We start from the raw sequence: 26,555 nt of genomic DNA, 5'->3' as shown, positions 1-26,555 counted from the left end.
GGCCACTAGATGTAGTATCGAGTCACCGGAAAGCACCTGCCCGGAAACGTCGGTCACGACGGGTTCCACAGGGGTGGGAGCACCGGTCCACAGGCACCAGCACGACCCACACACAGCAACGCAAGCGCGTACCACCACCAGGGGAGATCATGGCCGTCACCGTCTACACCAAGCCGTCCTGCGTCCAGTGCACCGCGACGTACCGGGCGCTCGACAACAAGGGCATCCAGTACGAAGTGCACGACGTCTCCACCGACGAGGCCGCGCTCGAGCACGTCAAGAGCCTCGGCTACCTGCAGGCGCCCGTCGTCGTCACCGACGACGACCACTGGTCGGGCTTCCGTCCCGACAAGATCGCGACGCTCAGCGCCGAACTCGCGTAGTTCGTCCCACGTCCGCGGGTGGTGACCCGAGCTCGTTCAGGAGGCTCGGATCACCACCGCAGGACACCCACGGTCCGTCTGTCCGCACCTTCCACGAGGAGCGCACCATGAGCCGACTGGTCTACTTCTCGAGCGTGTCCGGGTACACCGCGCGCTTCGTCGAGAAGCTCGGCCGCGACGCGGACCGGATCCCGCTCTACCCGAACGACCCGTTCCTCCACGTGGACGAGCCGTACGTGCTGGTGCTGCCCACCTACGGCGGCGGCAACGGACAGGGCGCGGTCCCCAAGCAGGTCATCAAGTTCCTCAACGACGAACGCAACCGCTCGCTCATCCGCGGCGTGATCGTCGGGGGGAACACGAACTTCGGCGAGGCGTACGGCCTCGCAGGGGACGTCATCGCACGCAAGTGCAACGTCCCCGTCCTCTACAGATTCGAACTCTTCGGGACTCCTGACGACGTGTCAGCGGTCAACACAGGATTGGATGCATTTTGGACGCAGCAGTTGCAGACGTCGATCTGACGTCGCCGCAGACGGGGATGGACTACCACTCCCTCAACGCGATGCTCAACCTCTACGACGCGGACGGGAACATCCAGTTCGACAAGGACCGTGAGGCCGCGAAGCAGTTCTTCCTGCAGCACGTCAACCAGAACACCGTCTTCTTCCACAACCTGAAGGAGCGGCTCGACTACCTGGTCGAGAACGAGTACTACGAAGCCGCGACGATCGAGCAGTACTCGCTCGACTTCATCCAGCGGCTCAACGACCTGGCGTACTCGAAGAAGTTCCGGTTCCAGACGTTCCTCGGTGCGTTCAAGTACTACACGAGCTACACGCTCAAGACGTTCGACGGCAAGCGCTACCTCGAGCGCTTCGAGGACCGCGTCGTGATGACCGCCCTCGGCCTCGCACAGGGCAACGAGCAGCTCGCGATCGACCTCGTGGAAGAGATCATCGCCGGCCGCTTCCAGCCCGCGACTCCGACGTTCCTCAACACCGCGAAGGCCCAGCGCGGCGAGCTCGTCTCCTGTTTCCTCCTCCGCATCGAGGACAACATGGAGTCGATCTCGCGCGGCATCAACTCCTCGCTGCAGCTCTCGAAGCGCGGCGGCGGCGTGGCCCTGCTCCTCTCCAACATCCGCGAGGCCGGCGCCCCGATCAAGCAGATCGAGAACCAGTCCTCGGGGATCATCCCCGTGATGAAGCTGCTGGAAGACTCCTTCTCCTACGCGAACCAGCTCGGCGCGCGTCAGGGTGCCGGTGCGGTCTACCTCAGCGCCCACCACCCGGACATCATGCGGTTCCTCGACACCAAGCGTGAGAACGCCGACGAGAAGATCCGCATCAAGACGCTGTCCCTCGGCGTCGTCGTGCCGGACATCACGTTCGAGCTCGCGAAGAACAACGAGGACATGTACCTGTTCTCGCCGTACGACGTCGAGAAGGTCTACGGCGTCCCGTTCGGTGACGTCCCGATCTCCGAGAAGTACCGCGAGATGGTCGACGACTCGCGCATCAAGAAGACGAAGATCAAGGCGCGCGACTTCTTCACCACCATCGCCGAGATCCAGTTCGAGTCGGGCTACCCGTACATCGTGTTCGAGGACACGGTGAACAAGGCGAACCCGATCAAGGGTCGGATCAACATGTCCAACCTGTGCTCGGAGATCCTGCAGGTCAACACCCCGACCACGTTCAACGAGGACCTCTCGTACAACGAGATCGGCAAGGACATCTCCTGCAACCTCGGCTCGCTGAACATCGCGCTCACGATGGACTCGCCGGACTTCGGCCGCACCATCGAGACCGCCATCCGCGGCCTCACCTCGGTGTCGCAGATGTCGCACATCACGTCGGTGCGTTCCGTCGAGGACGGCAACGACAAGTCGCACGCCATCGGCCTCGGCCAGATGAACCTGCACGGCTACCTCGCTCGTGAGCGCGTGTACTACGGCTCCGAAGAGGGCATCGACTTCACGAACATCTACTTCTACACGGTGCTCTTCCACGCCCTGCGTGCGTCGAACAAGATCGCCATCGAGACCGGCGAGACCTTCGACGGCTTCCGTGACTCGAAGTACGCGTCGGGTGAGTTCTTCGACAAGTACACCGACCAGGAGTGGACGCCGGCGACCGCCCGCGTCGCGGAGCTGTTCGCCAACGCGAACATCACCATCCCGACGCAGGACGACTGGAAGGCGCTGAAGGCGTCCGTCCAGGAGCACGGCATCTACAACCAGAACCTGCAGGCCGTCCCGCCGACCGGTTCGATCTCGTACATCAACCACTCGACGTCGTCGATCCACCCGATCGCGTCGAAGATCGAGATCCGCAAGGAAGGCAAGCTCGGTCGCGTCTACTACCCGGCGCCGTTCATGACGAACGACAACCTGGACTACTACCAGGACGCGTACGAGATCGGTGCCGAGAAGATCATCGACACCTACGCCGCGGCGACGCAGCACGTGGACCAGGGCCTGTCCCTGACGCTGTTCTTCAAGGACACCGCCACCACGCGCGACATCAACAAGGCGCAGATCTACGCATGGCGCAAGGGCATCAAGACGATCTACTACATCCGTCTGCGGCAGCTCGCGCTCGAGGGCACCGAGGTCGAGGGCTGCGTCTCCTGCATGCTCTGATCGCTCACGCGATCACCTTTTGGACTGGAGGCGCGGGGCGGCCCCGCACCGCGCCTCCAGTCCGTCACTTAGTCACCATCTCTTGAAGGAAACGTGCGTTGGTCGAGAAGCTGAAGCTCATTGATCGGGTCCAGGCCATCAACTGGAACCGCATCCAGGACGACAAGGACGTCGAGGTCTGGAACCGCCTCGTCAACAACTTCTGGCTGCCCGAGAAGGTGCCGCTGTCGAACGACGTGCAGTCGTGGAACACGCTGACGCCGGCCGAGCAGAAGCTGACCATGCGCGTCTTCACCGGCCTGACCCTGCTCGACACCATCCAGGGCACCGTCGGCGCCGTGTCGCTCATCCCCGACGCGGTCACCCCGCACGAAGAAGCCGTCTACACGAACATCGCGTTCATGGAGTCGGTGCACGCCAAGAGCTACTCGTCGATCTTCTCGACCCTCGCGTCGACGCCCGAGATCGATGAAGCCTTCCGCTGGTCCGAGGAGAACCCGAACCTGCAGAAGAAGGCGTCCATCGTCATGGACTACTACCAGGGCGACCAGCCGCTGAAGCGCAAGGTCGCTTCGACGCTGCTCGAGTCGTTCCTGTTCTACTCCGGCTTCTACCTGCCGATGCACTGGTCGTCGCGGGCGAAGCTCACGAACACCGCCGACCTCATCCGCCTGATCATCCGTGACGAAGCCGTCCACGGGTACTACATCGGGTACAAGTACCAGAAGGGGCTCGAGCATCTCACGCAGGCCGAGCGCGACGAACTGAAGGACTACACGTTCTCGCTGCTCTTCGAGCTGTACGAGAACGAGGTGCAGTACACGCAGGACCTCTACGACGAGGTCGGGTTGACCGAGGACGTCAAGAAGTTCCTGCACTACAACGCCAACAAGGCGCTGATGAACCTGGGCTACGAGCCGATGTTCCCGAAGAACATCACGGACGTGAACCCGGCCATCCTGTCGGCCCTGTCGCCGAACGCTGACGAGAACCACGACTTCTTCTCGGGGTCGGGCTCGTCGTACGTGATCGGCAAGGCCGTGAACACCGAGGACGAGGACTGGGACTTCTGATCCAGATCTGACTCACGGGGACGCCCCGCTGGCTTCGGCTGGCGGGGCGTTCTTCGTTCGCGGCCGTCGTCGCTGGTGCGGTCGTATGGCGGGCCCTCAACGAGATTCAATTCGGACGGGGTATGTGCGACACGGCTGCTGCAGTGCGCGCGGGACAGGAGGGTGCGTCCGCTGAAGGACCGGCTATCGGACGCTTCTTCGACGGCTTGCCGAAGCTGTGCTTCTACGACGTTGCTTCGTCGCTCGATCGGTGCTGGCGCTCTTCACCGTCGTGGAGCCAGTCCTCGATGATCGATCGGGCGTGGGCTCGGTCACTGTCTGTGGGGGCGGTGATCATGGCGGCGCGGCGGACGAACGCCCACATCAGCGTCTCTCGCGGTACTCCTCCGACGCTGCGCCAGTCGATCGCCGGGAATCGCTCGACGCTAACGACCTGCACTCGTCGGATTCGAGTGGTGAGCAGGTAGTCGCGGAGCACCAGCTCGTCCTCGTGGAGGTCGATGCCGGCCGGGACCCCGCGGACCGCGATGAGAGCGGCGACGCCCACGAGCAGGAGAGCGAAGAGCCAGTCACGGACGTCCTCAACCAGGACGACGACCGCGAGCACCGTGAGCACGGCTGCGCCTGCTCCGAGTGTGACGCGTGTCACGACGGGTACCGGAACGTCTCGCCGTGTCCGCACCGCCTCACGCATCGTTCGCGACGGTGAACGCGGCCACGGGCCCCGCCACCAGGACGATGAACCCAGCCACGAACCACGGGATGGCGGGGGGAGCCCACCGTTGCTGCCCCCACCCGTGGTGCCGCACGGTCTTGACCACGGCAACCACGAGAAGTGCCGTTCCGATCACCACGCCCGCGATCAGGATCGGCAGGAACAGGTCAGCTCCGTTCATGGCTCGACTGTAGACATCACCCGCCCGTTGGCGGGCTGGATCTGTGCTGACTGGCCAGCCGACCGCGACGCCGCAGAAGTGTCCGGGACCCCATCGATCAACGGGATAGCGTGCTTGTGTGGACACGTGACTAGAGCCGTGAGGGGTTCCACGCTCGTCGAAGTGGCGCTGCCGGACGTACCCAGCGTCGTGCGGGCTGCCGTGGCGCGGTTGCCCCACGCATCCGTCTCCGAGCTCGACGGCAATGGGGCGACACTCACGCAACGCTCGGGCGTCTTGATTCCTCGTGTCGAGGTCATCTCGCTCGCGTTCCGGCGAACACCGCATGCGGACTCTGAGGTCGTGATCGTCAGCGCTCGGCGGAGTGGCCTGCCCGCGCCCGACACGGTTCTCTCGCAATTCGAGCAGTCCCTTCTGACTTCGATTCGCGCGGCAGGACTACGCCAGGCAGCGGCCTGGCGGTGACGGTGTGATGTGGGTCCTTGGGGACAGTCGCGCGTTGCCGGTCATCGATGCTGACTATGCAGTGATGACCGGCAACGTTGCGCAGCACATTTCCGATGGAGACTGGCAGCGGACGCTCGCCGATCTTCACCACGCACTTCGCGCCGGAGGCACCCTCGCGTTTGAGAGCCGTAACCCTGCCGCGGGAGCGTGGCGTACGTGGTCCTCATCAGAGCGCTCCGTCCGCGAAACCGCGAGCGGTCCCTTGGAAGAGTGGTTGGAGGCGAAGGAGACTGCGCCGGGAGTTGTTCGCCTGGTCGCTCACAACGCCTTCGTTGGTACAGGTGAACTTCTCACGTACACGGAGGACCTGTTCTTTCGGGAGCTGAGCGAGCTTGGGGATCAACTCGACGTCGCGGGCTTTGATCTCACTTCGGTGTACGGCGACTGGCAGCGCGGGCCGGTCACGGACTCGTCTGAAGTTATGGTCCTGGTGGCCACTGCCCGGTAGAGGATCCGCTTGCGAGCGTTCGAGTGTGTCTCTCGCCCGCCGCTTCGCCGCTCTCAACGTCAGCCCTATCCGTGCCCGCTGGCTAAGCTCGGTCGCATGATCCAGTCGATCCTGTTCGGTGTCTTCGGCGTGATTGTCGGGCTCGCCTTCACGGTTTTCGGGGCTCGGATCGCACGCGTGCTTCGTGCCTCACAGGCCAAGGCGTTTGGCGAGGCAGCAGGCCGGATGGTCACGCCGACCTTCGTCCAGATGATCGGAATTTTCTTCGTCCTGGTCGGAGGATTCATGGTCTTTCTCGCCCTCACCGGCCGCGCCTAGCGACAAGAGGGACTATCAGGAGCTGCGGATGCGGACCCCATCCGAAGGCGATCGGCGTACAAGACGACGTCAGAGCCCTCTCCTCGCCTGCCATCGGTTGACGAAGAACACGACCAGACCGATGCCCGCAAGGCCGGCACCCACGAGAAGCTCATCGGGCCCGAGGCGGTTGACGAGGTCGAAGACCCCTCGAACTACCAAGACCACTCCCACCACAACGCCAACCAACGGGAGAACGTCCCGGAGAGGGTTTGGTCGCAGCGTTCGGAAGCGACGTGGAGTCCCACTCGTTTCGTCCTCGTCCGTCATCTGACCAGCATCCTCCTGCGCGGAAGCGTCCGGCAGCGTATCGTGTATTGGAATGGTCAGTGGTGGTTAGGGACCCGGCGTGCCGTAAGCGGTCAGGGGAGAGTCAGCTCCGCCGACATCTGCTGTCTGGTGTCTGCTTCGAACCAGCTCACCGCGATCCGGCGAAGTGACAGCGTCAGTCGCGGTGACGTGTGAAAGACGCCGGCCTGGCCGGCGTCGAGGTTGCCGAGGCTACCTCCGACGAGGAGGGCTGCATGCTCGGAGGGAACGGCGCTGATCTGCACGTCCTCAGCGCTAACGTTTCCGGCGTTTCGCAGCCGGTACGAGTGCGCGTCTGCGCGTTCCTCGATTGCCCACTCCACCTTCGCGTGCAGGGCATCTTCGTACACGCGGACGAGGTCGACGTCTGGCTCAGAAGCGACCGCAGCCATCTTTTCGACGGCCTCCGCAATCCGCTCACCCGAATCTGCGCTGCGCGATAGGGCTGCTGCTGCGTCCGCTCGAGCGTCGTTGGCAACACTCTCTGACTCGTCCGCCTTCTTGCGTGCCGCGAGAGCGACGAAGAAGCCGATTACGCCTCCGGCCAGCCCAAGGGCCGCCAAGATGTCTGAAAGTGCCATGGCCCGATCCTTGCAGCTCGCGCCGTCCGGTAGCGGACCGGCTATCGGACGGCCGCCGCCCCGGTCCTGGGCAGTATCCGTTTCCCTGATTGTCGAGCCGTTACGGTCGACAGATGATGCGAGCAGTGATCCTGGTGGGAGTCGCCGTCGGATGCGTGGTGGCGATCGCCGCAATCGTCTTCACGATCAGGGACATCCGAGCTGGCCGGTCGATGTCTCGTCGAGCGATCGGAACTTTCTGCGCGGCCGGGCTCATCATGAGTGCCACCATCGCCTACGCCGTCGCCACGCCTGCATCGTCCTGACCCCTGCGTCGTCAGCCTCGGGCTGGAGCACCTGTCCGCTGACCGATCGGCTATCGGACGGCCGACCGCTCCGAGGCGGCGTAGTTTCAGCTCATGTTCGCGGCAGGTGCAAACGGAGACTGGTGGGCACTGCCGGTGCTTGGTGCCATCCTGATCTTCGGTTTGATCCTTGGGTGGTGGCGGAAGAAAAACGGCCGCGAGTAGCCAGCCCCCGGAGGGTGATTGATCATCCGGCAGTGGCACGGTGTCGGATGAAGCGATACCGGCTTCGCCGCGCCCTGTCGGTCCCGTCAGCGACGACGTCGGAGGATGCCGATCACATCGACGATGGCGATGACGACGACGGCCGCAACGATGAGCCAAACAGGCACGGACATGCCGTGCTGAGAACCAGCGCCGCCGGGAGGGCCGGCGAGCAGCAGCAGAATCGAGTTCACGACGTAGATCTCCAAGTAGTTCAGGTCAGCTTGCCGCCGACGTGTGTGCCGGAGGTCGTTCGGCTAACGAGACGCCATCAGCGGCTGCGCCGAAGGAACAGGACGACCGCTGCGACGACACGACGGCAACGATCGGAACCCAAAGCCAGACGGGGAGGGAGCCTCTGCCCCCTGGGGGCAGCGCGACTGCAATAGGCAATATGGTCACACGCTAGCCACAGCAAGCGTTCGGTGGCCGATCGGCTAGTGGACACTTCCGTTAGCTTCAAGACATGCGACCGACAAGGGCCGAGCGGCGGCTGCGCAACCTCCAGACCCTACTTCTCCTCGGGGCTTTCCTGGCAGCGCTCCTCGCGGCCGTGGTGCTCATGCTCGTGAACGTTCCTCAACCGATCGCCATAGCAATCAGCGTTTTTGGGTACCTCGCCTGCTGGAGAGCGATTCTCCGAGCTGTCCGCCGGCGCAGAGGATCGAGAGAGGACACGCACGACCGCTAGCCGATCCGCCACTGAGACGGGTTGATGATGCGAGCGTCGGCGGACAAGGTCCGGCACACTGTCGCGATGAAGCAGGACGACGCAGACGATCTCTTCCCGCTCGGGCGCCCTGACCGCCACACGCTCTCGATCGACACTCCTGCAGGTTGGAAGGATCTCGCAGTCACCCTGACGTTGTTCGGTCTGACCTTGCCGATGCTCGCTGTCGGCTGGTTCGGCGTCGTGCTCTCGATGATGGCCTTCGACGCCTGTGCTGGCGGGGGTTGCAACGACACCGCCGGATCGGTCGCCTGGATCGGATTCCCGATCGCGGCCGTCGTCAGCATCGCGTTCTGGGCGTCGCTTGCTGAACGCCGCCGGCGTGCCCGTCGTCGCACATGGATGTGCGGAGCAGCAGCGGTCCTCACCATCGTCGCCCTGTTCGTCCTCGCTGCAACGGTCGTCCACTTCGCAGCGCAGCCCGACTGAGTTGTGCGCTCAGGGTGCCGGAAGCGTGCGTCGAGCAGCATCGGACAGGCCGCTGGCCGGTCGGCGGCCGGCACGCCGGGGTGCAGAGGGAAGTGCTGACGCCGGTCACGCCGGCGGCGTCGTCCCCGCCCCCTCGGTGTCGTCCGTGCCCGGCAGACCGGTCCCGGCCTGGTCGAGGTTCTCGTCCCGGTCGCCCATGTCACCGGGCGCCTTGCCGACCGGTGACAGCCCGAAATGCTTGCGCACGGCGTTCGCCTCGGCAGGGGACAGGGCGTTCCCGGGTCCGATCGAGGGCGCACCCTTGATCGCGTCCTTCGTGTACCCGACGTGCAGGTCAGCGCCGTCGAGGGTGGCGTCCTCGACCGGGACGAGCGCGAGGTGCCTCCCGAGCAACCCGGTCGCGACGCTGACGTAGGCGGCGCTGCCGTCCTCGTCGGAGGGGAACACCTGTGTGACCTTGCCGACCGTCGCGCCCTCGCGATCACGGACCGTCGCGCTCTCGATCTGGTGGATGTCGCGCTTCGAGATCATGGACGCAGTCAGCGCAGTCAGCGCAGTCAGCGCCGTCCGCCTGACGCTTCGCAGGCGCCGAGCGCCGGGCGCCGAGCGCGGAGCGCCACGCACAGAGCACGAATCGCCGGCAGCGGCTGCGAGCCGGAGACGTGCGTCCGCTCCCAACGTGACGGACGGGGCGGACAGCAGCCGCGCCTCCAGGCCGGTCCGGGGTGCGGCAGGAGCCGCAGCCGCACCTGCGACGTTCCGGCTCACCCGCCCTGGGTCAGGCTCGTGACGAGGTTGATGGCCACCGCGACCACGAAGGTGCCGAAGAAGTAGGACAGCAGCGCGTGTCCCATCGCGACTCGACGCGACGGGGTCGAGGACTTGGTGATGCTGTTCGCGCTGTACGACATCCCGATCGAGAAGGCCGTGAACGCGAAGTCGCTGTACGCAGGGTCCTCGTCTTGGTCGAAGTCGAAACGGTGTCGGTCGTCGATGTAGTACATTCGCGCGTACTTGAAGGCGTAGACCGTGTTGACGAGCGCCCAGGCGGCCACGGCCCCGACGACCGCCAGGATCGCTGCCGCTGACCCGGTGGTGTTCCTGCACAGCCTCCTGCTCGGGCAGCCGCACAACCACTCCGCCGCGCTCGACGCCCCGGCCCCCCGGGTCCGGTGCGCGATCGGTGGACCGAGCCGTCGAGCTGCTGCGCCACGACCCGGCGCGGCCGTGGACGTTCGGCGAGCTCGCGGCGTCGGTCCCGACGAGCGTCCGCAGTCTCCAGGAGGGCTTCCGTCGGGCACTCGACACCACGCCGATGGCCTACCTGCGGCGGCTGCGTCTGGAACGTGCACGCGAGGACCTGCTCACCGCTCGGCCCGGCAGCGTCACGTCACGGTCTCGGAGATCGCGTCCCGCTGGGGCTTCCTGCACGTCAGCCGGTTCGCGGGGGCCTACGCCGAGCGGTTCGGCGAGCGGCCGTCGGCGACGTTGCGGGGCGCCGGGGGCGCTGACGGCCGTCGCAGACGTCGCGGCGCGCCGGGGGCGGTGACGGAGGTCGCCGGGCCGGGTCAGCGCCCCGCGGGCACGGCCGCGCCGACGAGCTCGGCCCGGTCGGATGCCGTCGACCCCTCCCGGTCACGCCGGCGGTGTCGTGCCGGCTCCCTCGGTGTCGTCCGCGCCTGCCGGCCCTGTTCCGGCCTGATCGAGGTTCTCGTTCGGGTCGCCCATGTCTCCGGTTGCTGCGCCCGCGGCGGAGAGGCCGAAGTGTCTGCGGACGGCGTTCGCCTCGCTGGGGGACAGGGCGTTCCTGGGACCGACGGACGGAGCGTCCGTGATCGCGTTCTTCGTGTACCCGACGTGCAGATCCGTGCCGTCGAAGGTGGCGTCCTCGACCGGGACCAGCGCGTGGTGCCTCCCGAGCAAGCCGGTCGTGACACTGACGTACGCCGCACTGCCGTCCTCGTCGGAGGGGAACACCTGCGTCACCTTGCCGACCGTCGCGCCGTCGCGATCACGGACCGTCGCGCTCTCGACCTGATGGATGAGGTTCTTGGGGATCATGGCCACAGTCAACGCCGTGGGTCTGACGCTTCGCGGAACGCAATTCGGCCACTCTCCGACGCGGGCGAGCCCGTCGCCCCGCACGAGGGGCGTCCGATAGGGCTGTCTCGTTGCCAGAGGACCAAGCCGTCCATCGCCCCCGCGTGACCGTGTCCGGACAGGAGGCGCGGTGCCAGCTGGCACCGCGCCTCCTGTGCGTCGCGTGTCGCCAGATTCCTTCGTGAACCAAGGCTGTCAGCGAGACGGACCGCTCAAGCTGCCACTCCCCGATGCCGAGTATCGGTCACTCGGCTGTCCGTGGTGCCATCGGACCATCGGTATTGCGGCGAGGACCAGCCTGCCGATACCCCGCAGTCTCGTTGATGGGCGTGCCGGAGTGCTCTTCCCGGTGGTGTGTAATTTGGTTCTGGGTTTGCGTATCTGATGTATCAAGTACTTGAATGGTCCCTGTCGGCAACGCGGCCGACAACGGACCCGGCACTGACGCCGGACGACGAGGGGAACGTTGATGAAGCAGTCGACCAATGGACGGACCATCCCGATCGGCGCAGCGTGTGCTGTCGTCGCGGCATCTGTCATCGGAGCAGTGCCGGCCAATGCCGTGGCAACGGGGCCCGCCGCGAGCGACGAGGTCGCTCCGCGCACACCGTCGGCAGTGTTGTCGGCCATCCGAGCCGAGCTGACCGCGTCCGGGGCCTCCTCCGACGTTGCCGCTCTCGACCGTCTCAACGCTGACCAGCGCCGCGAACTCACTTCGTACTTCCTGGAGCCGGATGCAGCGGCAGCGGCACTTGCCGACTCGGCCGAGAGGGTCCTCGGGCCGAAGACCATCCGCACGAGCGGAGATTTCGAGTGGGGAGCTGTCGACGCAGCGTCGGGGGCTGTGCTGGGTGAAGGCTCGGCCGAGTCCAGGGCGGCGTCGCGATCGTCCTGGGGGACGCAGTGGTTCGCCTTCGCTGGCGTCCGGCTCACCGAGACCAAGGTCTCGATGTCGTACGAGTACAGCGGCACGACAGCGAAGAGGCTGCTCGGTTACTCGTGCGCGGTCACGAGGAACGTCCAGCCCTTCACGGAGGTGCAGACCTCCAAGAGCAGCGGGTACGTCAGCGGCGGGCAGGCAACTGCGAAGTGCAAGGTGACGGTGAAGCGCGGCGTACTGACTCCGTGGGGAACGGTCGCCTGGAGCACCTACTCCGCGATCCAGCGTCTCAGCGCGAAGGGCAACGGCGCCATCACCGCCAACCGGTGGGAGTGAACGAGACGGCATCGCGGATCGAGGAGAAGATCATGAACCCATTCGTCCCGACGACGTTCGACGGCGCGCTGATGGCCGTGGCGGTCGGCGCACTCATCCTGGCGCTCACTGCCTTCGTGTCGCTGCTGCTCTCCAGGACGGCCTCGGGCTGGCACCTGCTCGCCTGGGCCCTCATCGTCCTCGTCGTCCCGATCGTCGGGCCGGCAGCGTGGTTCGTCGCCCGGCGACGTGAGCGGTCGACCGCGCGCAGCAACCCGTGACCGCAGTGCCAGCGGGACCTGCGCACCGGACGGTCGCCGCGCCTCCGGGCCCGCTCGAACGCTGAGCGTCTGGCAACGCGACGACCACGACGGCCCCGCTCCGTCCGGAGCGGGGCCGTCGTGTCGACCGGAAGCGCCTAGCGCCCGGCCGGCACGGCCGCGCCGACGAGCTCGGCCCGCACGATGCCCGCACCGGCGGACAGCGCACTGAGCTTCGCGAGCGCAGCGTCCCGCGCCAGCGGCGCCATCCCGCAGTTCGAGCTCGGGATGAGCTTGTCGGCGTCGACGAAGTCGAGCGCCCGACGGAGCACCTCCGCGACCTCGTCCGGGGTCTCGACGGTCTCGGTGGCGACGTCGATTGCGCCGAGCATGACCTTCTTCCCGCGGATGAGCTCCACGAGGTCGAGCGGCACGTGCGAGTGGATGCACTCCAGCGACACGATGTCGATCGACGACTGCTGCAGCAGCGGGAAGGACTGCTCGTACTGTCGCCACTCGGCGCCGAGCGTCTCCTTCCACTTGTTGTTCGCCTCGATGCCGTACCCGTAGCAGATGTGCACGGCGGTCTCGGCGGTGTGCAGGCCCTCGGCGGCACGCTCGAGCGCGGCGACGCCCCAGTCCTGCACCTCGTCGTGGAAGACGGTGAAGGCGGGCTCGTCGAACTGGATGATGTCGACGCCGGCGTCCTGGAGCTCGCGGGCCTCTTGGTTGAGGATGGTGGCGAACTCCCACGCGAGCTTCTCGCGAGACTTGTAGTGCTGGTCGGAGAGCGTGTCGATCATGGTCATCGGGCCGGGCAGTGCCCACTTGATCGGCCGGTCGGTCTGGGCGCGCAAGAACTTCGCGTCCTCGACGAACACGGGGGCAGGGCGGCTCACGGCGCCGACGACCGTGGGGACGGCGGCGTCGTACCGGTCGCGGATCCGGACGGTCTCCTTGCGCTCCTGGTCGATGCCGTCGAGGTGCTCGATGAACGTCGTCACGAAGTGCTGCCGGGTCTGCTCGCCGTCGCTGACGATGTCGAGGCCGCGGCGCTCCTGCTCGTGGACGGCCGCGCGGAGGGCGTCCTGCTTGCCCTCGGTCAGCGCGGCGCCGTCGAGCAGCCAGGGGGACCAGAGTCGTTCGGGCTCGGCGAGCCAGGACGGCTTCGGCAGGCTGCCGACGATCGCGGTGGGGAGGAGAGACGTCATGCGCGTGCGGATCCTGTCAGGAGGGAACGGGGTCAGAGGGCAACGGTGGCTTCGGCGGCGAACCGCGAGAGGAGTGCGTGGTGCGGCGTCACGAGGTGCTCCTCGGTCCACCGGCCCTGGGTGATCCCGAGGCGGCTGCGCTCCTCGCGGTCGTAGGTGACCGGGGTGGGCGTGAAGTCGGTGTGGTCGAGGGTGGGGCGGTAGGTGTCCCCGGCCGGCGTGTTCGCGGCGTAGATCTCCGGACGGTAGATCTTCTGGAAGGTCTCCATCGTGGCGATGGTGCCGATCAGCTGGAGGTCCGAGTAGTCCGCGGTGACGTCACCGCGCGAGTAGAACGCGAGCGGGGCCGACGCTCCGGCGGGCTGGAAGTACCGGACCTGCATGCCCATCCGGCCGAAGTAGTCGTCGGTGAGCGAGGAGTGCTCGTGCTCGTACTCGGCGCCGAGCACCGGGTGGACGTACCCGGTCCGGCGATAGGTCTGGCTCGTCGAGACGCTGATGCAGACGACGGGCTCGGCACCGAACCCGTCGTGGAACGCCGACGACGAGAGAAACCGCTGGAAGAGCGCCCCGTGCAGCACACCGAAGTCGGACGGCAGGCCCTCTGACGACGGCAGCAGCACCGAGAAGTCGTAGTCCCGCAGGTACGACGAGAAGTTGTTGCCGAGGATGCCGTGGTGGCGCTCGCCGGTGTGCTGGTCGACGATCGTGACGTCGAGCATCTCGAGCAGCGGGAACTCGGCGTCCGATCCACCGTCGGAGAACTGCAGCGAGGCCGAGACGATGTCGAGCTCCAGGCGGTAGCGGTCCCCGGCGGACGAGAGGTCGTTCGCGCGCCCGTCGATCATCGCCAGCGCAGCACGGAGGTTCTCCTGCCGGCGCTTGCCGCGCGCCAGGTTGGCGAAGTTCGTGGTCAGCCGGGAGCTGTCCGACGGGGAGTAGTCCTCGTCGAACCGGGTCCGGGTGATGCTGAAGGTGAGGTCGTTCGCCATGGTCGGCAATCTGTTCGTCGAGCTGCCCGTGGGCACGGTGGGATGGATGCATCGATCATGACCGGAACCGAGGGTCATCAGGTAATACCGAGACACTATGCGGCGGTATAGCCTCGGCCTATGGCCCGGGTCTCGAACGACATCACCCTGCAGCAGCTCCGGTACTTCATCGAGGTCGCGACCGAGGGCTCGATGAGCGCCGCGGCCGATCTGCTCTACGTGTCGCAGCCGACCATGTCCGCGGCGATGAAGGACCTCGAGACACGGATCGGGCGCCCGCTCTTCACCCGCTCGGCCCGGGGGGTCGTGCTCACCGTCGACGGCGTGGAGTTCCTCGGGTACGCCCGGCAGGTCGTCGAGCAGGTCTCCTTGCTCGAGCAGCGCTACGTCGGCCGGCAGGCATCGCGTCGGCTGCTCGGGGTGTCCGCGCAGCACTACTCGTTCGCGGTCGAGGCCTTCGTCCGGATGGTCGAGGGTGCGGCGGCGGACGAGTACGAGTTCTCGCTCCGTGAGACCCGCACCTGGGACATCATCGAGGACGTCCGGACGCTGCGCAGCGAGGTCGGGATCCTCTACCGCAACGACTTCAACAGGCAGGTGCTCGGGAAGCTCCTGCGGGACGCCGGGGTCGTGTTCACCCCGCTGTTCGTCGCGGAGCCGCACATCTTCGTCTCCCGGCGGAACCCGATCGCGGCCCGGGAGCGCGCCACGCTCGCGGACCTCGAGGACCTGCCGCGGCTCACGTTCGACCAGGGCGCGAACAACTCCTTCTACCTGGCCGAGGAGATCCTGTCGACGATGTCGAGCAAGCGCGAGATCCGCGTCTCGGACCGGGCGACGATCTTCAACCTCATGATCGGCCTCGGCGGGTACACGATCTCGACCGGGCTCATCAGCGACGACCTCGACCCCGAGATCGTCGCCATCCCGCTCGAGGTCGACGAGCGCATCGAGATCGGCTGGATCGCGCACGCCTCGGTGCCCCTCACCGTGCAGGCGCAGACGTACCTGGACGAGCTGCGGGCCGTGGTCACGGGCTACGGCGTCGAGCCGCTGGGGTAGTCCGCCACCGGCGGGCGGACCCGCACCGACCGCATGCGCGGTGACCAGCCTGGAGGGGGGGGGGGGGCCCCGCGCCGGGGGGGGGCCGCCCGCAGCCAGGCGCCCCCCCCCCACCCCCCCGCCGCCCCCCCCCCCCCCCCCCCCCCCCTCCAAGCTGCCGCACGCACGACGCAGGCCGCTGCGGACCGCCGTATCGTTGCTCCCGGTCCGCGTCGAGCCCGCGGCACGGAGGGAACAGCCATGAGCATGGAAGGCGCGGCCTGGAGCTCGCTCTACAAGATCTCGACCGCCAAGGACGGCAAGCACGGGTTCTCCCGCGAATCGCTCCGGCGGATCATGACGTTCGCCACGCCGTACCGCGCCAAGCTCGTGGTCTTCATCGCCTTGTCGATAGTGGGCGCGTTCCTCGCGGTCGCGACGCCGGTGCTCGCGGGCCAGGTGGTGGACGTCATCGCCGCCCGGGGCGCGGTCGGCACGATCGTCTGGCTCGCGGTGGTCATCGCCCTCGTCGCCGTCGCCGACGCTGCCTCGTCGCTGGTGACCCGGTGGTACTCGGCCCGGATCGGCGAAGGGGTGATCCTCGACCTGCGCACGGCGGTCTTCGACCACGTGCAGAAGATGCCGATCGCCTTCTTCACCCGGACCCGGACGGGCGCGCTCGTCAGCCGCCTCAACAACGACGTGATCGGGGCGCAGCAGGCCTTCAGCGGCACGCTGTCCGGCGTGGTCACGAACCTCGTGGCGCTCGTCCTCACCCTCGCCGTGATGCTCAGCACGTCCTGGCTCGTGACCGTGATCGCGGTGCTCATGCTGCCGCTCTTCCTGGTGCCCGCCCGCCGCATGGGTGGCCGGCTCGCAGCCCTGCGCCGCGAGGCCGCCGACCACAACTCGGCGATGAGCACGCAGATGACCGAGCGGTTCTCGGCACCCGGTGCCACCCTCGTCAAGCTGTTCGGACGCCCCGACGAGGAGTCCGAGGAGTTCCGCGTCCGTGCGGCGCGCGTCCGGGACATCGGGGTGCGGACGGCGATGCTGCAGTTCGTCTTCGTTACCGCCCTGACGCTCGTCGCGGCGCTCGCCCTCGCGCTCGTGTACGGGCTCGGCGGCGTCCTGGCGCTCGGCGGCCAGCTGAACACGGGTGACGTGGTCACGCTCGCGCTCCTGCTCACCCGGCTGTACGTGCCGCTGACCAGCCTCGCGAACGCCCGCGTCGAGATCATGAGCGCCGTCGTCAGCTTCGAGCGGGTGTTCGAGGTCCTCGACCTCGAGCCGCTCATCCAGGAGAAGCCCGGGGCCGTGCGGGTGCCGGACGGTCCCGTCGCCGTGGAGTTCGACGACGTCCGGTTCGCCTACCCCTCGGCCGACCGGGTGTCGCTGGCCTCGCTCGAGGAGGTCTCCACGCTCGACACCCGCGGGGGCGACGAGGTGCTGCACGGCATCTCGTTCCGCATCGAGCCCGGCCAGACCGTGGCGCTCGTCGGGACCTCCGGTGCGGGCAAGTCCACGATCGCGCAGCTCCTCTCGCGCCTCTACGACGTCGACAGCGGCGCGGTCCGGCTCGCGGGGGAGGACGTCCGCGACGTCACGTTCGAGTCCCTCCGGCACACGATGGGGATGGTGACCCAGGACGGGCACCTCTTCCACGAGACCATCCGCTCGAACCTGCGGCTCGCGCGCCCCGACGCCTCGGACGACGAGGTGTGGGACGCGGTCCGTCGTGCCCGCCTCGAGTCGCTCATCCGATCGCTGCCCGACCAGCTCGACACGATGGTGGGGGAGCGCGGGTACCGGCTGTCCGGCGGGGAGCGGCAGCGGATGACGATCGCGCGGCTCCTGCTCGCGCAGCCGCGCGTGGTCATCCTCGACGAGGCCACCGCAGCCCTCGACTCGACGTCGGAGGCCGCGGTGCAGGCGGCGCTCAGCGAGGCGCTCGAGGGCCGGACGGCGATGGTGATCGCGCACCGCCTGTCCACCATCCGGAGCGCGGACCAGATCCTCGTCGTCGAGGACGGCTCGATCGTCGAGCGCGGGACGCACGACGAACTGCTCGCGGCCGGTGGCCGGTACGAGGAACTGCACCGGACGCAGTTCGCGGTGCAGAAGGACGTCGCGCCGGACGAGCTGGGTCCGGCCCGCACCGGAGCGTGAGCGTGCGATCGCGGACGACGGCTCGACCAACGGGAGGCAACGTGGACAGTCCGAGGCAGGACGCCGATCGCGGGTGGCGTCGACGGCTCGTCGCCGGCGCCGCCGTCGCGCTCCTGGCGACCGTCGTGTCGGGGTGCTCGACGGCGAAGACCCCGGAGGACACCGGCCCCCTCGCGACCTGGAACGCGGCCGTGGCCGACCGGGCCGACGAACCGGCGAACTGGGTCGCCCTGGGGGACTCGATCACCGAGGGGCAGGGCGCTTCCGCCCGCTCCACCCGGTGGATGGACCGCACGCTCGACGGACTCCGCACGGAGCACCCGACGGACGGCGTCACCGGTGGTGCCGGGTACCTCCCGGCGCAGTTCGCCGTGTACGGCCCGGACTCGACCTGGGGTGACTGGGCGACGGCGAGCACGGGATCGAGTCAATTCGACGCCACCGTGCCGGACCTCGGCTACCGGTCCGTCGCGATGCAGGCGGGTGCGTCGCGGACCTACCCCTTCACGGGGACGGGGATCGACATCTGGTGGGCGCGCTACCCCGGGTCCGGTGACTTCACCTACAGCGTCGACGGAGGCGCACCGGAGACCGTCGCCACGACGGGGACCGCCAGCGCCGGCACGACGACGACGGTGGACGGGCTGTCGAGCGGCGAACACTCGGTGACGGTCACCGCCGTCGCACCGTTCTCGCTGCTGGGGTTCACGATCTTCGACGGTGACCGAGACGCGGGCATCCACCGCTACGACTCCGCGCACTCCGGATCGACGATCGCGACCTTCACGAAGGACCAGGAGGGCTTCCTGACGGCGATGCGTCGCGCTGCTCCGGACCTCGTCACGATCACGCTCGGTGGCAACGACGCATCGAAGCTCTCGCCCGAGGAACTCGGCACGCAGTACGTGGCGTTCCTGAAGGCGCTCGCGGCGCTCCCCACGAAGCCATCGCTGCTCGTGATCGGGGAGTTCACCCCGGCCTCGGGCATGACGGACGGCATGGCGAGCCCGTGGTCGACCTACCTCGCCGAGATCGAGAACGCCGCGGGGAAGGGCGGGGCCGCGTTCGTCGGCATGGCGGACACCTTCCCGGAGGCCGACTACTCCGGGACCGGGATCTACTCGACGGACGGCATCCACCCGAACGACGCGGGACAACGGCGGATCGCGAAGCTCGTGCTCGCGACCCTGGCCGCGCACGAGGACGACTGACGGACGCCAGGCGCGGTGTCGGCTGGCACCGCGCCTCCCGTCCGTCCGTGCGGAGCCCGTCAGCGGGTGCCGACGGTGACCCGGGTCAGCGCGAACGCGCCGTCCTGCGCGAAGAGCGCGATGCGCCCGGACGGGCGGTCGTAGAGCCGCGTGCTCAACGCGACGGAGCCGTCGACGACGGCGACGCAGAGGTCGCCGTCAAGGTGCACGTCGATGCGGTGTGGACCGGGAGCGAGGGACACCTGCCGCTCGAGCTCGACCGCGTGCGGGACGTCACCGAGGATCTGCCACTGCTCGCCGCCGGTCGTCCCGCGCGGCCACCGATCGAGGACGAGTCGGGAACGGTCCGGTTCGAGGCGGAGCGCGTAGCCGGCTTCCGCGTCGTCGCTCGTGCGCAGGAGCACGCCGAACGATCGGGTGTCCGGGGCGACGTCGAGCTCGATCGTGACGAGTGCCTCGGTGGGCAGCCGAGGCCCGATCCACGAGGCGTACCGGGTCGTTGCGCCGTCCCCGACGACCGGTGCGGCACCGTTCAGGGGCGCGAAGTCGTCGGTGACGTCGAGCTCGTCCGCGTACGCCGCCCGGAGCGTCCGGGGGAGGTCGAAGCGCAGCGAACCGTCCGGTCGCTGGTGCGCCTGCAGGGTCGCCATCGTGCCGGCCCACTGCCACGCCCCGGCGTCGCGCTCGCCCTCCTTCGTGGCGATCCAACCGACGAAGAAGCGGTCCTCGCCGAGGGCGACGGTCTTCGCGGCGTAGAACGCACGGCCGTCGACGGTGTCGTCGGCGGGTGCGAGCCACGGCCCGTCGGGCGACGTCGCGATGCGGTACCGGGTGCAGAACGCGTCGGAGAACTCGGAGTACACGAGGTACCACCAGTCGCCCCATCGGAAGACGTCCGGGCACTCGTGGGCGATGAACCGGTGCGGTGCCCAGAACGGGTCGGCGTCGCGCCAGGTGACGAGGTCGTCGGACTCGAGGCGGGCGACCAAGCCGGACCGGCGGTACGGCTCGTCCGGGCGGCGTGTCGCGAGGAGCATCTGCCAGGGGCGGTCGGCGGACGGGCGGAACACGAACGGGTCGCGCCAGTCCTCGGGCGCGTAGCCCGGCAGTGCGGGCAGGTCCCACTCGGGGTGCTTCGTCCAGCTCGTGAGGTCGCCGTCGGAGGTCGCGTGGCACACGACCTGGACGTCCTTCCGGCCGAGGTCGGTGTCGGTCGTGATGCGCGGGTTGTGGCCGGTGGAGAACAGGTGCAGCAGCCCGGTGTCGTCACGGACGACGCTGCCCGTGTAGCAGTCGAAGTCGCTGGCGTTCGGGCCGCCCGAGGGCAGCACGACGCCGTGGTCCTCGAACGTCACGAAGTCCGTCGTCGAGACCGCCGCCCAGGGCATGCCGGTCGGGCGGTCGACGGGTGCCGCGTCCGACCGTTCGTCGAGCAGGTGGTACAGCCAGGCCCGGTCACCGTCGGCGAACGGGATGACGTCGCCCACGAAGCCGTTCGGCGGGCGGAGGTGGGTGCTCGGCTGGTCGGTCACTCGGACTCCTGCGGTTCGATGTCGGCGCGTGGTGCGGCCAGGGAGCTGCGCGGGACGTACTCGCACGGCACGAGGTGGCGGCCGGGGTCGTGCGTCTCGGCGAGCAGCAGCGTGCCGGCGTCGAAGCCCATCTGCTGGTGGGGGAGCGCGACCGTCGTCAGCGGCGGGTGCATCTGGTCGGCGAGGTCGGGCTGGTCGTCGAAGCCGACGATGCTGACGTCCTCGGGGCAGCGCAGCCCGAGGGACTGCGCGGCCATCAGTGCGCCGACGGCCATGCGGTCGTTCCCGCACACCAGCGCGGTCGGCGGGTCCTCGGCGAGGAACTCCATCGCGAGGTCGTAGCCCGACCCGACCTGGTACGTGCCGAACCGGACGGGGACGGTGTCCGCCCGGAGACCGGCCTCGGCCGCCGCCTCGTCGAACCCGCGCTTGCGCTCGCGGCAGGCGTAGTCGTCCTCCGGCCCGCCGAGGAACGCGACGTCGGTGTGTCCGGCCGCGAACACGGCGGCGGCGACGTCGCGCCCGCCCTGGAACTCGTCGGCCAGCACGGTGACGGCCGGCGCGCCGTCCGGCGGGAAGCAGTTCACGAAGACCGTCGGCACGTCCTCGACGCCGGAGACCGGCACCACGTCCTCGGGCCCGGGGGCGGCGTAGATCAGGCCGGCGACGCCCTGCTGCACGAGGTTCGCCACGGCGGCCTTGCCCCCGTCGGACGTCTGCGCGGTCTCGACCACGAAGCACACGTACCCGGCCGCCTGGACGGCCTGCTGGACGCCGAGCACGATGTGACCGGCGTAGGGCTGGGAGACGAGCCGGTCCGCGATGACCCCGACCGTGTACGACCGGTTGGACCGCAGGGACTGTGCGGCGCGGTTCGGCTGGAAGTTGAGCTGCTTCGCCGACTCGAGCACGCGGGCCCGGGTGTCCGCGGCGATCGACACGTCCCGCCGGTCGTTCAGCACGAACGACACCGTCGGCTGGGAGACGCCGGCGTGCCGCGCGACGTCCTTCATCGTGACGCGGTGCGACGGTTCCGTCGGCTTTCGGCTCGCCATCTGTCCTCCTTCGACCCCCTCATCATGGCAGAAGCAAATACGTATTGCCTCATCCGGTCGAGGTGTGTACAGTCAGCGAGCAAATACGTATTGGCTCCGACTCGACGGGGCCACGATCGCTCAGAGAGGAGCGACCCATGGCGAACGGATTCAGCACCCCGATCGACCGACGCACGCTGTTCAAGTTCGGTGGGGCCGGGCTCGCGCTGGCCGGCATCGGATCCCTTGCAGCGTGCTCCACCTCCGGCACCGCCGGCGGCACGTCGGGCACGATCAAGATGCTCTACTTCGGGGAGCAGAGCGCGGCCACCGCGCTCCAGAAGGCCATCGAGCCGAAGATCCGGCAGCTCGACAAGAAGGCGTCGCTGCAGGTCACTGCGATCAACGGCACCGACTGGAACGACTTCCTCGCGAAGGTGCTCACGCAGATCGCGTCCGGCGACGTCCCCGACATCGTCAGCGTCGCGACCGAGGGGCAGCAGCTGCTCGCGTCGAAGAACCTGCTGACGCCGCTCGACGACCTCGTCACGAAGAACCTGTCGGGGCTGTCCACCTACTTCAGGGGCATCCACCCCTCGCTGGTCGAGTCGACGATGTACGAGGGGCACCTCTACACGCTGCCGGACAGCTTCAACGCGGGCAGCATGTTCTACTCGACCTCCCTGTTCGACAAGGCCGGACTCTCGCGCCCCGCCGCGAACTGGTCGATGGACGACTTCCACTCGTCGGCGGAGAGCCTGGCCAAGGTCGGCGGCAGCACCTACGCGTTCGACTGGGTCGTGCGGCTCTGGGGCAGCTGGACCTCGTTCCTGTACGCGAACGACGGCAACCTGCTCGAGGAGGGGCGTTACTCCGGCGGCGACTGGCTCTGGGGGAGCAAGGCGTTCGACGGCAACGCGGTGGGCGTCAGCGGTCGCAAGGGCGGCTGGAAGTGGGGCGACCCGACCGCGAACTCCGACGCCGCGGTCGAGGCACTGCAGTACGTCATCGACCTGCAGAAGTCGGGGGCGTCGCCCTCGCCCGACGTCGGCGGTGGCAGCACGCTGCAGGGGCTCTTCGCCTCCGGGCGCATCGGCATGACGATCGGCGGCGGCTTCTGGGCCGGCGGGCTCCACAACGCCGGCATGAAGGACGGCAGCTTCGACGTCGTCGAGTTCCCGACGTGGAAGAGCAACAAGTCGCTCTTCGGTGCCGGCGGGTACGGCATCTTCAACTCGTCGAAGCAGAAGGACCTCGCCTTCGAGGTCATCAAGCTCATGGTGCAGCCCGAGAGCTTCGACGCGCTCTGGCCGGGCAACGTCACCACGCCCGCGCAGAAGTCGCTCCTCACGGCCGACCGGTACGGGACGACCGGGCCGGAGCACTGGTCGGTGTTCTACGACCAGCTCGACAACTCGGTGCCGATCTCCGCGCCGCCGTACTACAACGCACTCGCGACGGCCCTGAACCAGCGCACCACGCAGGCGATCTCGTCCGGCAACGCGAAGAAGGCGCTCGACGGCCTGCAGGCCGACATCGAGAAGGCCGCCGCGCAGGCGTCGTGATGACCGCGACGACAGGGATCCGCTCCCGGCGGGCTGCCGAGGTCGCAGCCCGCCGGCCGGCGGCCAGACGCGTCCGACGCCGCGAAGCCTCCTTCGGCTACGCGATGATCGGCCTGGCGGTGGTCTTCGTCGCCGTCTTCACCTTCATCCCGATCCTCGCGTCGCTCGGACTCTCGTTCACGTCGTGGGACGTGATCAGCAGCCCGAAGTTCGTCGGGCTGGACAACTACGTGCGGCTGTTCACCGACGGGCCGGTGCTCGCGTCGTTCGGCGTGACCGTCGTCCTCGCGATCTGCATCGTCGCCCTGCAGATTTCGCTCGGGATGCTGCTGGCGGTCCTGGCGAACAACCGGAAGCGCAACGCCACGCGCGTCTTCTTCCGGACGTCGTTCTACCTGCCGCTGCTCGCGTCGTCCGCCGCGGTGTCGATCTTCATGGGCTACATCTTCGACACCAAGTTCGGGCTCATCAACTACTACCTGAACGAGATCGGGCTCCCCGGGGCGCACTGGCTCAACGACCCGTTCTGGGCGAAGGTCACAGTCGTACTGGTGGTGGTCTGGCAACAGGTCGGCTTCACGTTCGTCCTGTTCGTCGCCGCCCTGATGTCCGTGCCCGTCGACGTGCAGGAGGCCGCGGCGATCGACGGCGCCGGACCGTGGCGCACGCTCTTCCGCATCAAGATCCCGCTGATCAGCCCGACGATCCTGTTCGCCACCGTGATCGCGATGATCAACGCGATGCAGCTGTTCGACCAGCCCTTCATCATGACGAAGGGCGGGCCGGGCACCGCGACGACGACCGCGACGATCTCCCTCTACCAGGCGGGCTTCCAGAACCTGCAGTTCGGGTTCGCCTCCGCCATCGCGATCCTGCTGCTCGTCATCATCGGCATCATCACCGGGATCCAGTTCATCGCCGCACGAAAGCTGGTGTTCTACCAATGACGACCACCGACGTCCTCAACCCGCTCCACGCGCCGGAGACCGTCGCGCAACCGAGCGTCGCCCACATCGTCCGTCGCCGCAGGCCGGTCGCGACCGTCGGCAGCGTGATCGGACTCGTCATCCTGATCATCGCGGCGGTGTTCGCGCTCGGACCGCTGCTCTGGACGCTCACCACGTCGCTCCGGACACCGGCGGAGTCGTTCAACAACCCGCCGCAGTGGATCCCGCTCTCGTGGGACTTCAGCAACTACGCGGCGGTGTTCAACCAGATCCCGATCGGCCAGTTCTTCGTCAACAGCGTCATCGTCACGCTCCTGATCGTCGTCGGGCAGACCATCACCTGCACGCTCTCGGGCTACGCGTTCGCGATGATCAGCTTCCCGGGGAAGAACACGATCTTCGGCATCTTCCTCGCCACGATGATGGTGCCGATCCAGACGATCATCATCCCCGTCTTCGTCATCCTCAAGGACATGGGACTCACCGGTTCCATCGCCTCCCTGATCGTCCCCGCGCTCGGCAGCGCGTTCGGCACCTTCCTGATGCGGCAGTACTTCATGCAGATGCCGCGGGAGCTCGGCGAGGCGGCCCGCATCGACGGTGCGACACAGTTCGGCGTGTTCTGGCACGTGTACTCGCGGATGGCCAGCCCGGCGATCGCGACGCTCGCGATCCTGAACTTCTCGGCGTTCTGGGCCGAGTACTACCGGCCGCTCATCTTCCTCAACCAGCAGGAGACCTTCACGCTGCCGCTCGGACTGGTCGGGCTGCAGGGCAACCTCGGGACCGGCTCGATCTCGGTCGTGCTCGCCGGGGTGGTCCTCACGATGATCCCGAGCGTGCTGCTGTTCGTCTTCGCCCAGCGGTACTTCATCGAGGGCGTCACGGCGGGGTCGTCCCGATGACCGACACGCCCGTGACCGAGGCGCCTCCGGCAGCGGCTCCCTCGGCCGACGCCCGCGCCGTCCCCACTCCGTCCCAGGAAGCAGCACCGACCGTGATCGCACCAGCCGACCACCACCTCCCGCAGTTCCACGTCCGACTGCCCCGCGGGTACGTCAACGACCCGAACGGCCCGATCGACATCGGCGGGCAGGCCCACCTGTACTTCCAGTCCCGGCCGCGCGTCGACCTCGACGTCCCGGTCGAGTGGGGGCACGCGACGAGCGACGACCTCGTGCACTGGACGCTCCACCGTCCGGCGATCGTGCCGGTGCCCGGTGGCGCCGACTCCGGGGGTGCGTGGTCCGGCAACACGGTCCTGCACGAGGGCGTCGTCCGCGCCTACTACTCCGGCAAGGTCGACCACAGCCCGTTCCAGTCGGTGCTGCTCGCCGAGTCAACCGACGGCGGGGCCACCTTCGGTGCGCCCGTCCAGGTCGTCCGGGACCCCACCGCCGACGAGGCGATCACGATGTTCCGCGACCCGTTCGTCTGGGCCGACGGGGACGGGTGGTCGATGGCCGTCGGTGCCGCGGACGTCGACCAGGTGGCCTCCGTCCGGCACTACCGCTCGACCGACGGCGTCGACTGGACGTTCGTCGGCGACCTGGTCGCGATGCCCCGCGGCACGGTCGACGGCATCGACACCGGCGAGGGGTGGGAGTGCCCCCAGGTCATCACGGTCGACGGCACCGACGTGGCGATCGTCGCGTCCTGGTCCCACGCCGAGGGACCCGGCGACGTGCTCGCGGTGCCGCTGACCGGTGCACCGCAGCCGTCCCGGATCGATGACGGCCAGCACTTCTACGCGGCCTCGGTGATGCGGGCAGGGTCCTGGGGGTCGGTGCTGTTCGGCTGGGTCACCGAGGGCCGGACACCGGAGTGGACCGAGCAGGCGGGCTGGTCCGGCGCGATCTCCCTGCCACGCCGCGCGTGGGTCGCGGACGGCCGCCTCTGCACCGAACCCCACCCGGCCGTCGACGCGCTCCGCCCCGCCACGGTGCCGTCGGACCGCGGTGAGACCATCGGCGCCCAGGCGGAGATCGTGCTCGAGGTCCCGGTCACCGGCCGCATCCGGGTCCGGTTCTCCGACGACGAGTTCCTCGACGTCGTCGTGGACGCCGACGCGGGCACGCTCACCGTCGACCGGTCCAGCGCCAGCACGGACCACCGGGCCGACCGGAGCCCTGCCATGGTCCGTGACGCGTTCGACGCCGCGGCCGACAGGCCGGCGGTCCGGGTGCTGCTCGACGGCTCCGTCGTCGAGGTCTTCACCAGTGCCGGCCGATCCGTCACGACCCGGGTCTACCCGCTGCAGGCACCCCCGTGGACCGTCGAGGCGCCGGCCGGTGCCAGGTGGTGGCCGCTCGGGGAGACCGTCGCACCGGTGACGCCCGCGCCGGCGGTGGTCGTCGCGGGATCCGGGCCGGCCTGATGCCCTGGGAACG

The 26,555-nt window shown here is 68.1% G+C and carries 31 protein-coding genes; 19 read left to right on the top strand and 12 right to left on the bottom strand.

Annotated elements, in window-relative coordinates:
• The first annotated feature begins 149 nt into the window (after positions 1 to 149).
• The 4 genes from nrdH to nrdF all read left to right on the top strand — a co-directional run bounded on the left by nrdH (position 150) and on the right by nrdF (position 4,103).
• Complete coding sequence (gene nrdH, locus ACNQOV_RS02655; protein ID WP_022904483.1) at positions 150 to 383, top strand: glutaredoxin-like protein NrdH; 234 nt, start codon at positions 150 to 152, stop codon at positions 381 to 383.
• Between the two features lie 107 nt (positions 384 to 490).
• Entirely contained in the window at positions 491 to 907 is a 417-nt protein-coding gene (gene nrdI / locus ACNQOV_RS02650) for a class Ib ribonucleoside-diphosphate reductase assembly flavoprotein NrdI (protein WP_022906556.1), read from the top strand.
• A 17-nt stretch (positions 908 to 924) separates the two neighbouring features.
• The gene (gene nrdE / locus ACNQOV_RS02645) at positions 925 to 3,030 is read left to right on the top strand and encodes a class 1b ribonucleoside-diphosphate reductase subunit alpha (RefSeq protein ID WP_416393265.1); all 2,106 of its coding nucleotides are present in this window, start codon (positions 925 to 927) and stop codon (positions 3,028 to 3,030) included.
• A 98-nt stretch (positions 3,031 to 3,128) separates the two neighbouring features.
• The gene (nrdF, locus tag ACNQOV_RS02640) at positions 3,129 to 4,103 is read left to right on the top strand and encodes a class 1b ribonucleoside-diphosphate reductase subunit beta (protein WP_416393263.1); all 975 of its coding nucleotides are present in this window, start codon (positions 3,129 to 3,131) and stop codon (positions 4,101 to 4,103) included.
• A 223-nt stretch (positions 4,104 to 4,326) separates the two neighbouring features.
• On the opposite strand, the gene ACNQOV_RS02635 is transcribed toward nrdF, so the two are convergent.
• Positions 4,327 to 4,752 carry a hypothetical protein gene (locus tag ACNQOV_RS02635; RefSeq protein ID WP_289459950.1) on the bottom strand — a complete coding sequence of 142 codons (426 nt, stop codon included), beginning with the start codon at positions 4,750 to 4,752 and terminating at the stop codon, positions 4,327 to 4,329.
• A 37-nt stretch (positions 4,753 to 4,789) separates the two neighbouring features.
• A complete protein-coding gene (locus ACNQOV_RS02630; protein ID WP_416393262.1) occupies positions 4,790 to 4,999 on the bottom strand; it encodes a hypothetical protein in 210 nt (69 codons plus the stop codon).
• 162 nt (positions 5,000 to 5,161) lie between these two features.
• Here ACNQOV_RS02630 and ACNQOV_RS02625 point away from each other — a divergent pair, with 162 nt between their 5' ends.
• From ACNQOV_RS02625 to ACNQOV_RS02615, 3 genes are all read left to right on the top strand, one after another.
• Entirely contained in the window at positions 5,162 to 5,464 is a 303-nt protein-coding gene (locus ACNQOV_RS02625; protein WP_416393261.1) for a hypothetical protein, read from the top strand.
• Positions 5,465 to 5,498: 34 nt separating this feature from the next.
• Positions 5,499 to 5,954 (top strand): hypothetical protein, encoded by a 456-nt coding sequence (locus ACNQOV_RS02620; RefSeq protein WP_416393260.1) that lies wholly within the window; start codon positions 5,499 to 5,501, stop codon positions 5,952 to 5,954.
• Positions 5,955 to 6,050: 96 nt separating this feature from the next.
• Positions 6,051 to 6,272 carry a hypothetical protein gene (locus ACNQOV_RS02615; protein WP_416393258.1) on the top strand — a complete coding sequence of 74 codons (222 nt, stop codon included), beginning with the start codon at positions 6,051 to 6,053 and terminating at the stop codon, positions 6,270 to 6,272.
• 69 nt (positions 6,273 to 6,341) lie between these two features.
• Here ACNQOV_RS02615 and ACNQOV_RS02610 read toward each other — a convergent pair whose 3' ends face one another.
• Together ACNQOV_RS02610 and ACNQOV_RS02605 are read right to left on the bottom strand one after the other, a co-directional pair.
• Positions 6,342 to 6,581 carry a hypothetical protein gene (locus ACNQOV_RS02610; protein WP_416393256.1) on the bottom strand — a complete coding sequence of 80 codons (240 nt, stop codon included), beginning with the start codon at positions 6,579 to 6,581 and terminating at the stop codon, positions 6,342 to 6,344.
• A gap of 92 nt (positions 6,582 to 6,673) precedes the next feature.
• Positions 6,674 to 7,201, bottom strand: coding sequence for a hypothetical protein (locus ACNQOV_RS02605; protein ID WP_416393255.1), 528 nt, complete (start codon positions 7,199 to 7,201; stop codon positions 6,674 to 6,676).
• A gap of 113 nt (positions 7,202 to 7,314) precedes the next feature.
• On the opposite strand from ACNQOV_RS02605, the gene ACNQOV_RS02600 reads away from it, so the two are divergent.
• Positions 7,315 to 7,506 (top strand): hypothetical protein, encoded by a 192-nt coding sequence (locus ACNQOV_RS02600; protein ID WP_416393253.1) that lies wholly within the window; start codon positions 7,315 to 7,317, stop codon positions 7,504 to 7,506.
• 290 nt (positions 7,507 to 7,796) lie between these two features.
• On the opposite strand, the gene ACNQOV_RS02595 is transcribed toward ACNQOV_RS02600, so the two are convergent.
• Positions 7,797 to 7,958 (bottom strand): hypothetical protein, encoded by a 162-nt coding sequence (locus ACNQOV_RS02595; protein WP_416393251.1) that lies wholly within the window; start codon positions 7,956 to 7,958, stop codon positions 7,797 to 7,799.
• A 548-nt stretch (positions 7,959 to 8,506) separates the two neighbouring features.
• Between ACNQOV_RS02595 and ACNQOV_RS02590 the strand changes: the two genes are divergently transcribed.
• A complete protein-coding gene (locus ACNQOV_RS02590; RefSeq protein ID WP_416393250.1) occupies positions 8,507 to 8,908 on the top strand; it encodes a hypothetical protein in 402 nt (133 codons plus the stop codon).
• 105 nt (positions 8,909 to 9,013) lie between these two features.
• On the opposite strand, the gene ACNQOV_RS02585 is transcribed toward ACNQOV_RS02590, so the two are convergent.
• Both ACNQOV_RS02585 and ACNQOV_RS02580 read right to left on the bottom strand, forming a co-directional pair.
• On the bottom strand, positions 9,014 to 9,439 hold the full coding sequence (locus ACNQOV_RS02585; RefSeq protein ID WP_416393248.1) for a hypothetical protein: 426 nt from the start codon (positions 9,437 to 9,439) through the stop codon (positions 9,014 to 9,016).
• A 233-nt stretch (positions 9,440 to 9,672) separates the two neighbouring features.
• Positions 9,673 to 10,209: a DUF1345 domain-containing protein gene (locus ACNQOV_RS02580; RefSeq protein ID WP_416393247.1), complete on the bottom strand. Its 537-nt coding sequence runs from the start codon at positions 10,207 to 10,209 to the stop codon at positions 9,673 to 9,675.
• Between ACNQOV_RS02580 and ACNQOV_RS02575 the strand changes: the two genes are divergently transcribed.
• Positions 10,092 to 10,457 carry a helix-turn-helix transcriptional regulator gene (locus ACNQOV_RS02575; protein WP_416393246.1) on the top strand — a complete coding sequence of 122 codons (366 nt, stop codon included), beginning with the start codon at positions 10,092 to 10,094 and terminating at the stop codon, positions 10,455 to 10,457. The two genes, ACNQOV_RS02580 and ACNQOV_RS02575, sit on opposite strands and share 118 nt — an antisense overlap.
• 86 nt (positions 10,458 to 10,543) lie before the next feature.
• Here the strand turns inward: ACNQOV_RS02575 and ACNQOV_RS02570 are convergent, their stop codons facing one another.
• Positions 10,544 to 10,969: a PRC-barrel domain-containing protein gene (locus tag ACNQOV_RS02570; RefSeq protein ID WP_416393245.1), complete on the bottom strand. Its 426-nt coding sequence runs from the start codon at positions 10,967 to 10,969 to the stop codon at positions 10,544 to 10,546.
• Positions 10,970 to 11,477: 508 nt separating this feature from the next.
• Here ACNQOV_RS02570 and ACNQOV_RS02565 point away from each other — a divergent pair.
• Positions 11,478 to 12,224 carry a hypothetical protein gene (locus ACNQOV_RS02565; RefSeq protein WP_416393244.1) on the top strand — a complete coding sequence of 249 codons (747 nt, stop codon included), beginning with the start codon at positions 11,478 to 11,480 and terminating at the stop codon, positions 12,222 to 12,224.
• A 32-nt stretch (positions 12,225 to 12,256) separates the two neighbouring features.
• On the top strand, positions 12,257 to 12,484 hold the full coding sequence (locus ACNQOV_RS02560) for a PLDc N-terminal domain-containing protein (RefSeq protein WP_416393243.1): 228 nt from the start codon (positions 12,257 to 12,259) through the stop codon (positions 12,482 to 12,484).
• 137 nt (positions 12,485 to 12,621) lie between these two features.
• Here the strand turns inward: ACNQOV_RS02560 and ACNQOV_RS02555 are convergent, their stop codons facing one another.
• The gene (locus ACNQOV_RS02555) at positions 12,622 to 13,674 is read right to left on the bottom strand and encodes a methionine synthase (RefSeq protein ID WP_416393241.1); all 1,053 of its coding nucleotides are present in this window, start codon (positions 13,672 to 13,674) and stop codon (positions 12,622 to 12,624) included.
• A gap of 32 nt (positions 13,675 to 13,706) precedes the next feature.
• On the bottom strand, positions 13,707 to 14,666 hold the full coding sequence (locus ACNQOV_RS02550) for a putative oxygenase MesX (RefSeq protein WP_416393240.1): 960 nt from the start codon (positions 14,664 to 14,666) through the stop codon (positions 13,707 to 13,709).
• A 120-nt stretch (positions 14,667 to 14,786) separates the two neighbouring features.
• On the opposite strand from ACNQOV_RS02550, the gene ACNQOV_RS02545 reads away from it, so the two are divergent.
• From ACNQOV_RS02545 to ACNQOV_RS02535, 3 genes are all read left to right on the top strand, one after another.
• Positions 14,787 to 15,728, top strand: a complete 942-nt coding sequence (locus tag ACNQOV_RS02545; protein WP_416393239.1) for a LysR family transcriptional regulator — start codon at positions 14,787 to 14,789, stop codon at positions 15,726 to 15,728.
• Positions 15,729 to 15,968: 240 nt separating this feature from the next.
• Positions 15,969 to 17,876, top strand: coding sequence for an ABC transporter ATP-binding protein (locus tag ACNQOV_RS02540; protein ID WP_416393238.1), 1,908 nt, complete (start codon positions 15,969 to 15,971; stop codon positions 17,874 to 17,876).
• A gap of 41 nt (positions 17,877 to 17,917) precedes the next feature.
• Entirely contained in the window at positions 17,918 to 19,087 is a 1,170-nt protein-coding gene (locus ACNQOV_RS02535) for an SGNH/GDSL hydrolase family protein (protein WP_416393237.1), read from the top strand.
• Positions 19,088 to 19,146: 59 nt separating this feature from the next.
• Here ACNQOV_RS02535 and ACNQOV_RS02530 read toward each other — a convergent pair whose 3' ends face one another.
• Positions 19,147 to 20,619 carry a GH32 C-terminal domain-containing protein gene (locus ACNQOV_RS02530; protein WP_416393236.1) on the bottom strand — a complete coding sequence of 491 codons (1,473 nt, stop codon included), beginning with the start codon at positions 20,617 to 20,619 and terminating at the stop codon, positions 19,147 to 19,149.
• Positions 20,616 to 21,674: a LacI family DNA-binding transcriptional regulator gene (locus tag ACNQOV_RS02525; RefSeq protein ID WP_416393235.1), complete on the bottom strand. Its 1,059-nt coding sequence runs from the start codon at positions 21,672 to 21,674 to the stop codon at positions 20,616 to 20,618. The genes ACNQOV_RS02530 and ACNQOV_RS02525 overlap by 4 nt, the downstream gene beginning before the upstream one ends.
• A gap of 137 nt (positions 21,675 to 21,811) precedes the next feature.
• On the opposite strand from ACNQOV_RS02525, the gene ACNQOV_RS02520 reads away from it, so the two are divergent.
• Genes ACNQOV_RS02520 through ACNQOV_RS02505 form a run of 4 tightly spaced genes read left to right on the top strand, consistent with a single transcriptional unit; the run spans position 21,812 to position 26,542 of the window.
• The gene (locus tag ACNQOV_RS02520) at positions 21,812 to 23,218 is read left to right on the top strand and encodes an ABC transporter substrate-binding protein (RefSeq protein WP_416393234.1); all 1,407 of its coding nucleotides are present in this window, start codon (positions 21,812 to 21,814) and stop codon (positions 23,216 to 23,218) included.
• Positions 23,218 to 24,165: a carbohydrate ABC transporter permease gene (locus tag ACNQOV_RS02515; RefSeq protein ID WP_416393233.1), complete on the top strand. Its 948-nt coding sequence runs from the start codon at positions 23,218 to 23,220 to the stop codon at positions 24,163 to 24,165. Before ACNQOV_RS02520 ends, ACNQOV_RS02515 begins: the two co-directional genes overlap by 1 nt.
• On the top strand, positions 24,162 to 25,070 hold the full coding sequence (locus ACNQOV_RS02510) for a carbohydrate ABC transporter permease (protein WP_022905748.1): 909 nt from the start codon (positions 24,162 to 24,164) through the stop codon (positions 25,068 to 25,070). The genes ACNQOV_RS02515 and ACNQOV_RS02510 overlap by 4 nt, the downstream gene beginning before the upstream one ends.
• Complete coding sequence (locus ACNQOV_RS02505; protein ID WP_416393232.1) at positions 25,067 to 26,542, top strand: glycoside hydrolase family 32 protein; 1,476 nt, start codon at positions 25,067 to 25,069, stop codon at positions 26,540 to 26,542. Before ACNQOV_RS02510 ends, ACNQOV_RS02505 begins: the two co-directional genes overlap by 4 nt.
• Positions 26,543 to 26,555: the final 13 nt, after the last annotated feature.

This window comes from Curtobacterium sp. LFS084 (assembly GCF_047977705.1).
Taxonomy (GTDB): domain Bacteria; phylum Actinomycetota; class Actinomycetes; order Actinomycetales; family Microbacteriaceae; genus Curtobacterium.
Note: the sequence above shows the minus strand (reverse complement) of the source record. Positions and strands in the feature narration are given on the sequence as shown.

Coding starts and splice junctions, on each gene's coding strand:
- nrdH (WP_022904483.1), top strand. CDS start 150: ATGGCCGTCACCGTCTACACCAAGCCGTCCTGCGTCCAGTGCACCGCG.
- nrdI (WP_022906556.1), top strand. CDS start 491: ATGAGCCGACTGGTCTACTTCTCGAGCGTGTCCGGGTACACCGCGCGC.
- nrdE (WP_416393265.1), top strand. CDS start 925: ATGGACTACCACTCCCTCAACGCGATGCTCAACCTCTACGACGCGGAC.
- ACNQOV_RS02630 (WP_416393262.1), bottom strand. CDS start 4,999: ATGAACGGAGCTGACCTGTTCCTGCCGATCCTGATCGCGGGCGTGGTG.
- ACNQOV_RS02615 (WP_416393258.1), top strand. CDS start 6,051: ATGATCCAGTCGATCCTGTTCGGTGTCTTCGGCGTGATTGTCGGGCTC.
- ACNQOV_RS02610 (WP_416393256.1), bottom strand. CDS start 6,581: ATGACGGACGAGGACGAAACGAGTGGGACTCCACGTCGCTTCCGAACG.
- ACNQOV_RS02605 (WP_416393255.1), bottom strand. CDS start 7,201: ATGGCACTTTCAGACATCTTGGCGGCCCTTGGGCTGGCCGGAGGCGTA.
- ACNQOV_RS02600 (WP_416393253.1), top strand. CDS start 7,315: ATGATGCGAGCAGTGATCCTGGTGGGAGTCGCCGTCGGATGCGTGGTG.
- ACNQOV_RS02590 (WP_416393250.1), top strand. CDS start 8,507: ATGAAGCAGGACGACGCAGACGATCTCTTCCCGCTCGGGCGCCCTGAC.
- ACNQOV_RS02585 (WP_416393248.1), bottom strand. CDS start 9,439: ATGATCTCGAAGCGCGACATCCACCAGATCGAGAGCGCGACGGTCCGT.
- ACNQOV_RS02570 (WP_416393245.1), bottom strand. CDS start 10,969: ATGATCCCCAAGAACCTCATCCATCAGGTCGAGAGCGCGACGGTCCGT.
- ACNQOV_RS02565 (WP_416393244.1), top strand. CDS start 11,478: ATGAAGCAGTCGACCAATGGACGGACCATCCCGATCGGCGCAGCGTGT.
- ACNQOV_RS02560 (WP_416393243.1), top strand. CDS start 12,257: ATGAACCCATTCGTCCCGACGACGTTCGACGGCGCGCTGATGGCCGTG.
- ACNQOV_RS02555 (WP_416393241.1), bottom strand. CDS start 13,674: ATGACGTCTCTCCTCCCCACCGCGATCGTCGGCAGCCTGCCGAAGCCG.
- ACNQOV_RS02550 (WP_416393240.1), bottom strand. CDS start 14,666: ATGGCGAACGACCTCACCTTCAGCATCACCCGGACCCGGTTCGACGAG.
- ACNQOV_RS02545 (WP_416393239.1), top strand. CDS start 14,787: ATGGCCCGGGTCTCGAACGACATCACCCTGCAGCAGCTCCGGTACTTC.
- ACNQOV_RS02540 (WP_416393238.1), top strand. CDS start 15,969: ATGAGCATGGAAGGCGCGGCCTGGAGCTCGCTCTACAAGATCTCGACC.
- ACNQOV_RS02525 (WP_416393235.1), bottom strand. CDS start 21,674: ATGGCGAGCCGAAAGCCGACGGAACCGTCGCACCGCGTCACGATGAAG.
- ACNQOV_RS02520 (WP_416393234.1), top strand. CDS start 21,812: ATGGCGAACGGATTCAGCACCCCGATCGACCGACGCACGCTGTTCAAG.
- ACNQOV_RS02515 (WP_416393233.1), top strand. CDS start 23,218: ATGACCGCGACGACAGGGATCCGCTCCCGGCGGGCTGCCGAGGTCGCA.
- ACNQOV_RS02510 (WP_022905748.1), top strand. CDS start 24,162: ATGACGACCACCGACGTCCTCAACCCGCTCCACGCGCCGGAGACCGTC.
- ACNQOV_RS02505 (WP_416393232.1), top strand. CDS start 25,067: ATGACCGACACGCCCGTGACCGAGGCGCCTCCGGCAGCGGCTCCCTCG.